Origin of the sequence: Methylobrevis pamukkalensis (assembly GCF_001720135.1) — a bacterium.
In the GTDB taxonomy this organism is placed as follows: Bacteria; Pseudomonadota; Alphaproteobacteria; order Rhizobiales; family Pleomorphomonadaceae; genus Methylobrevis; species Methylobrevis pamukkalensis.
In genome coordinates this window covers 1-6214 of sequence record NZ_MCRJ01000168.1, presented here as the reverse complement: position 1 = coordinate 6214, position 6214 = coordinate 1, and the positions used below count along the sequence as shown (strand labels likewise).

General features: G+C 69.1%; 5 protein-coding genes and 1 pseudogene. 4 read left to right on the top strand and 2 right to left on the bottom strand.

Going from position 1 to position 6214, the window contains the following annotated elements; translation table 11 throughout:
- Positions 1-127 precede the first annotated feature (127 nt).
- A complete protein-coding gene (locus A6302_RS18905; RefSeq protein ID WP_069308333.1) occupies positions 128-1138 on the top strand; it encodes an ABC transporter substrate-binding protein in 1011 nt (336 codons plus the stop codon).
- A 90-nt stretch (positions 1139-1228) separates the two neighbouring features.
- Here the strand turns inward: A6302_RS18905 and A6302_RS23220 are convergent, their stop codons facing one another.
- Positions 1229-1399 (bottom strand): hypothetical protein, encoded by a 171-nt coding sequence (locus A6302_RS23220; protein ID WP_169833635.1) that lies wholly within the window; start codon positions 1397-1399, stop codon positions 1229-1231.
- A 355-nt stretch (positions 1400-1754) separates the two neighbouring features.
- On the opposite strand from A6302_RS23220, the gene A6302_RS18895 reads away from it, so the two are divergent.
- From A6302_RS18895 to A6302_RS18885, 3 genes and pseudogenes are all read left to right on the top strand, one after another.
- Positions 1755-2705 (top strand): Bug family tripartite tricarboxylate transporter substrate binding protein, encoded by a 951-nt coding sequence (locus tag A6302_RS18895; protein ID WP_069308331.1) that lies wholly within the window; start codon positions 1755-1757, stop codon positions 2703-2705.
- Positions 2702-3204: pseudogene (locus A6302_RS18890) on the top strand (tripartite tricarboxylate transporter TctB family protein). Before A6302_RS18895 ends, A6302_RS18890 begins: the two are co-directional and overlap by 4 nt.
- 166 nt (positions 3205-3370) lie before the next feature.
- Positions 3371-4888: a tripartite tricarboxylate transporter permease gene (locus A6302_RS18885; RefSeq protein WP_069308330.1), complete on the top strand. Its 1518-nt coding sequence runs from the start codon at positions 3371-3373 to the stop codon at positions 4886-4888.
- A gap of 234 nt (positions 4889-5122) precedes the next feature.
- Here A6302_RS18885 and A6302_RS18880 read toward each other — a convergent pair.
- Positions 5123-6214, bottom strand: a 1092-nt coding sequence (locus tag A6302_RS18880; protein ID WP_210183394.1) for a hypothetical protein, incomplete at its 5' end; no start/stop codon positions are given.

The following is a 6214-nucleotide window of genomic DNA, read 5'->3' as shown; positions in this document are numbered from 1 at the left end:
CTCGGCCTTGCCATCGTCGCCCGCGTCGCCGAGGCCCATGGCGGCAGCGCCACCCTGGAGGACCGGCCGGGCGCGGGCTGATCGCCGCGATCCGCGTGCCGCTGGCGCCCGCCGGGGAGGAGGTCTGATGCGCATCCGCCGTCTTGCGCTTGTCGCCTGCGCGATGCTGGCCGTGGCCATGCTGCCGCGGCCACTTGCCGCCGCCGATCTGGTGATCGCCGGCTCGACCGACCGTGCGGCGATGCAGCCGCTGCTCGACGCCTTCGCGCGGCTGCGGCCGGATCTCGAGGTCGACTATCTGGAACGGGAGACGGTGGCGCTCTACGAGGGCGTGCGGGGCGGCGGCCTGTCGCCGGCGCCGGATCTGGTGATCTCGTCGGCGGCCGACCTGCAGGTGCGGCTCGTCAACGACGGCTTCACCCGCCGCCACGTCTCGCAGGCGACGGAGCGGATGCCCGGCTGGGCGCGCTGGCGCAGCGAGGCCTTCGGCTTCACGATCGAGCCGCTGGTGTTCGTGGTCAATCCGGCGCTGCTGCCGCCGGAGCATCGTCCGCAGAGCCGCAACGAACTGGCCCGGCTGGTCCGGGCGGGCGGCGTGGACGGGCCGCGCGTTGCCACCTACGACGTCGGCCAGAGCGGCATCGGCTATCTGGCGGCAAGCTTCGACGCCGTGACCATGAGCGACTACTGGCCCTTCGTGGAGACGATCAGCGGCTCGGGCCTTCTGACCGCCTGCTGCACGGCGGACGTGCTCGACATGGTGGCGGAAGGCCGCGCGCTCGTCGGCTACAACGTGCTCGGCTCCTACGCACGGGCGCGCGCGAAGGCCGACGATCGGGTCGTCGTGGTGATGCCGGAGGATTTCACGGTGGTGATCGCCCGCGTGGCGGTGATCCTGCGGAAGGCGGCGCATCCGGACGCGGCCGGGGCCTTTCTCGACTTCCTGCTGTCGCCGGACGGCCAGCGGGTGCTGGGCGACGACGCGCTCCTGCCCGAGGGCGGAACGAAGATGACGGGCGCCGTGCGCGGACCGATCCGCACCATTGCCCTCAATGCGGCCCTGCTGGCGGTGACCGACCCGATGCGCCGACGGCAGTTCATCGACCTGTGGCGGGGGGTGACGACCAACGTGCCGTGACGGGCGTCCGGAAATGTTCGACGGAACCCGTGGCATGTCGGCTCGCCCGAAGCCCCGGCCGATTGGCCGGAGCGGGGGCGAACGAAGGTCTCAGAGGCTCGTGCGGTCGAACGCGTCGGCGCGGATGCCGAGGCGGCGCATGGCGCTGCTGTTGGGCTTGCGGTGACGCTCGACGTCGCCGGCGGCCGACACGGCCGCGGAGAAGATGCCGAGGATGTCGCTGAGGCCGCGGGAAATGCTGTGGGCGCGCTTGGTCGCCATGGTCTTGGTCCCTGTCATCGATGCCGGACCCATGCCCGGCCGTCTCGTTCGTGACCACACCTAGATGCGCCCGATGCCGCATTGCAACAAGTGCAGATCGGGGAAGGCAGCCGTGCAGTGCAAGCATGCTTGGCAGCCATCGAAAAACCGCGGTTCACACCCTGCCGCGACAGGCTCGTGACAGGTCCGTGGGGCATGCTCGGCGCTGCCGACCTTGCGCCTCGACGCGCGCGAGGCACGCGACGTCAGGAGGAACGGCCGGATTTTCGGTCGTGACGTCTCCGGCAATTCGGCCTAGGCTTCGGCCAAAAGGCAAAACAAGACGGCGGCCATCGCCGCCTGGGAGGAAAGCAAGATGAAGAAATTCACCCTCGGCCTCATCGCCGCGGCCGCGATCGCCATGCCGGCCGTCGCCTTCGCCGCCGACTACAAGATCCTGGCGCCGGCCGCCCCCGGCGGCGGCTGGGACCAGACCGCCCGCACCATCCAGTCGGCCCTGCAGGACGAGGGCATCTCCGGCTCGGTGCAGGTGATGAACGTTCCGGGCGCCGGCGGCACCATCGGCCTCGCCCAGTTCGCCAACCAGACCAAGGGCGACCCGACCCAGCTCATCGTCGGCGGCTACGTGATGGTCGGCGCGATCCTCACCAACAACGCGCCCGTCACCCTCAAGGACGTGACGCCGATCGCCCGCCTCACCGGCGAATCCGAGGCGATCGTCGTGCCCGCCTCCTCCGACATCCAGACCCTCGACGACCTGATCGCCAAGCTCAAGGCCGATCCGGGCGCGGTGTCCTGGGCTGGCGGCTCGGCCGGCGGCACCGACCACATCGCCGTCGGCCTGATCGCCAAGGCGGCCGGCGTCGACCCGACCAGGATCAACTACATCGCCTATTCGGGCGGCGGCGAGGCGCTGGCGGCGATCCTCGGCGCGCAGGTCACCGCCGGCATCTCCGGCTGGGGCGAGTTCGAATCCCAGGTCAAGGCCGGCACGCTGCGCCTGCTCGCCGTGAGCGGCGACAAGCGGATCGAGGGCGTCGACGCCCCGACGCTGACCGAGGCCGGCATCGACGTGGTGCTGCAGAACTGGCGCATGATCGCTGCGGCCCCGGGCCTGACCGACGAGCAGAAGGCCGCCGTCACCGCGGACATCAAGAAGATGGCCGAGAGCCCGACCTGGCAGAAGGCGCTGGCCGACAAGGGCTGGGCCGACACCTACCTCGACGGCGACGCCTTCGCGGCGCAGCTCGACAAGGACATCGCCGCCACCGAGGGCGTGCTCCGCGACATCGGGCTGGTGAAGTGAACCACGAACCGGGCGCCGAGCCCACCTCCCGCACCGAAAGGCGCCGCCCCGACCGGGCGGCGCTGGCCATCGCCGCCGGCCTTGCCGCCTTGGGCGTTGTGATCTTCGTCGACACGGCGCGGATCGGCGGCGCGGCGAGCTATGCCCGCGTCGGCCCCACGGTGTTTCCCTATGTGATCGCCACCGCGCTGCTGCTGCTGGCGGCCGGCACGGCCGTCAAGGCTGGCGCGGCGACTTCCCGGCGCGCGAGCGCGACGAGATCCCGCCGCTCTTGTGGATCGTCGGCGGGCTCCTGGCGCAGATGCTGCTGCTGACCACCGTGGGCTTCTCGATCGCCACCGGCATCCTGTTCGCCGCCACCGCCAGGGGTTTCGGCCGCGGCCCGCTGTGGATGACCGTGCCGATCGGCATCGTGCTGTCCTTCGTGATCTGGCTGATCTTCGCCCGGGTGCTGCAGCTCTCGCTGCCGGCCGGCCCGATCGAGCAGCTGTTCATCTGACGCCCTGCCGCCATTGACCGGAGGACGCGGGGCCGACCCCTCGCCCTTCGAGACGGTCGCTCCGCCCCGACCCGACCTTGAGGACGCGCCCACCGGCCGCGTCCATCCGTTTCACGAGACCGGCGACCGGATGCGCCCAGCATCGCGCGCGGCATGAGGCATCGCCATGGATACCTTCTCTCTGCTCGCCGATGGCCTGATGACGGCCATGCAACCGATGAGCCTCGTCTACGCGCTGATCGGCGTGCTGCTCGGCACCGCCGTGGGCGTGCTGCCCGGCATCGGCCCGGCGCTGACCGTGGCGCTGCTGCTGCCCGTGACCTACAAGCTCGACCCGGCCGGCTCGCTGATCATGTTCGCCGGCATCTACTACGGCGGCATGTATGGCGGCTCGACCACGTCGATCCTGCTCAACACCCCCGGCGAGAGCGCCTCGATCATCACCGCGCTGGAGGGCAACAAGATGGCCCGGGCCGGGCGCGGCGGCCCCGCGCTTGCCACCGCCGCCATCGGCTCCTTCGTCGCCGGCCTGATCGCCACCATCGGCCTCGCCTTCCTCGCCCCCACCGTGGTGAAGCTCGCGATCGGCTTCGGCCCGGCCGACTATTTCGCGCTGATGGTGCTCGCCTTCGTCACCGTCTCGGCCGCCTTCGGCTCCTCGGCGCTGATGGGCCTGACCTCGCTGTTCGTCGGCCTGTCCCTCGGCCTCGTCGGCATCGACCTCCAGACCGGCCAGGCGCGTCTCTCCTTCGGCATCCCCGACTTCCTCGACGGCATCGAGGTGACGACGCTCGCCGTCGCCCTGTTCGCCATCGGCGAAGCGCTGACCATCGCCGCCGCCGGCGCCCGGGCGCCCGACAAGATCGAGCCGGTGCGCGGCTCGGTGTGGATGACGGCCAGCGACTGGGCCCGCTCGTGGAAGCCGTGGCTGCGCGGCACGGTGATCGGCTTCCCGATCGGCGCCATGCCGGCCGGCGGCGCCGAGATCGGCACCTTCCTGTCCTATGCCGCCGAAAAGCGCCTGTCGAAGCATCCGGAGGAATTCGGCAACGGCGCGATCGAGGGCGTTGCCGGGCCGGAAGCCGCCAACAACGCCTCGGCCGCCGGCACGCTGGTGCCGCTGCTGACCCTCGGCCTGCCGACCTCGGCCACGGCGGCGATCATGCTCGCCGGCTTCCAGCAGTTCGGCCTGCAGCCCGGGCCGCTGCTGTTCGCCACCCGGCCTGAACTGGTCTGGGGCCTGATCGCCAGCCTCCTGATCGCCAACCTGATGCTGCTGGTGCTGAACCTGCCGCTGGTGGGCCTGTGGGTGCGCCTGCTGGCGATCCCGCGCCCGTGGCTCTACGCCGGCATCCTGACCTTCTCCACCCTTGGCACCATCGGCGCCAATCCGTCGCCGGTGGAACTCGCCGTGCTGCTCGCCTTCGGCCTGCTCGGCTACGGCATGCGCCGCTTCGGCTACCCGATCGCGCCTGTGGTGATCGGCCTGATCCTCGGCCCGCTCGCCGAGCAGCAGCTGCGCCGCGCGCTGGCGATCAGCCAGGGCGACCCGCTGGTGCTGGTGTCCTCGCCGCTGGCGATCACGCTCTACCTCATCGCCGCCGCCGCCGTGCTGCTGCCGATGCTGATGCGCCTGCGCGGCCGCGGCGACGTGCTCAGGCAGATCGCCTCCGACGAGGATTGAAGGGATTGGGGAGCAGCTTGCCGGGGAGACCTGGAGGAGGCCGTGGGCGAACGGCTGGCGCGCCTGCGTGGACCGAACGGTGCGAAGGTGCATGTCACGACGCGAACGCGACCTGCTCTCCCGCCACGCCCGGTGTGATGCTCGCCCACAAGGCGATCATCAATGCCTCGGGGACTCTGGGCGCAAGGCTGACCCTCCCGGAGCAGGGTATCGGCTATGGCTTGGCGGACGCTGCTAGGTCGGGATCAACATTTTGAGCACGGCAAGTGCACCATCTGTATTCGTCGGATCGAGCGGATAGCGGGTGCGCGGGTCCCTGATGTTCAGATAGGCCGTCGGCTTTTCCGGGAAGGATTTGTCTGTGGCGCTACGTTTGTAAGCTTTGTAGCAGTAGCCGTTCGTGACGATCACGACATCGCAGGTCGGGAACTCGGCCGCATATCGGTTCGCCTGCCCTGTCGCGTAGTGCAGACCTTCACTGAGCCCTTTCGTCTCGATGATGATGGAGCACTCATCCGGATCGTCCTTGTAGCCCCTCACCGGCTTTCGGAAGCAGGCGATGTCGGCGCGGCCCACGCCGGGGACATTCAATTCGATCTGCATGCGCTGTTCCGCCCATCCGAGCGCAAGAAGCAGCGGAACGGTCAGAAACGTGCGGGCTTCATGTTCCTTGGTCAGATGCCAGGGCCGCCCGAGATAAAAGCCAGCCAGAAGGCGGATCCGGCGCAGGGCCACCGTCAGGTCTTCCGCCGCGGCAGGTCTCAGTCCGAAATCGATCAGGCCTCTCGTCAGCACCTCATCGTCGACTCTGTCCGTCTTTCGAGGCTCGTCCTCAGGTTCCTTGACCGGGACAGTGGCGAGGATGCGATCGGCCTCGGCGATGAGATGGGCCTGGTTGACGCCCTGGATCGTCGAACGGGTCAGTCCGCTTGTGACGACGGGGCTGGACGGAACACACCAGTCCACATAGCACCATCCCCCCAAGTCCCAGCCGTCAAAATCCTTCAGCCAATCCTTGCCGCCGTCCCCACTATGCTGTCCGTCACGCTCGACGACCCGGCCAACCGCGCGGATGCGGGACATGCCTTGCTTCAGGATCACGACATCGCCGATCTTGACCGTTCTCATTGTCTCCCTCTGCGACGTTCCGCCTACAAAGGCGATGCCATGATCGAGGAAACGGTCGTCATAGCTCCGTTGATTCGAGCCCGCAGCGATCTGCCAGTAAGCCATGTCTGATCCGACGCAATGGATTGAAGAATGCGCCATAGGAGCAGCCGCGCGCGAAATGCGCAACGTGTATGGCGCGGTCCGCTGAACTTTATG

Excerpts from the sequence above, each read along its gene's own strand:
- A6302_RS18905 (WP_069308333.1), top strand. The coding sequence starts at position 128 with ATGCGCATCCGCCGTCTTGCGCTTGTCGCCTGCGCGATGCTGGCCGTG.
- A6302_RS23220 (WP_169833635.1), bottom strand. The coding sequence starts at position 1,399 with ATGGCGACCAAGCGCGCCCACAGCATTTCCCGCGGCCTCAGCGACATC.
- A6302_RS18895 (WP_069308331.1), top strand. The coding sequence starts at position 1,755 with ATGAAGAAATTCACCCTCGGCCTCATCGCCGCGGCCGCGATCGCCATG.
- A6302_RS18885 (WP_069308330.1), top strand. The coding sequence starts at position 3,371 with ATGGATACCTTCTCTCTGCTCGCCGATGGCCTGATGACGGCCATGCAA.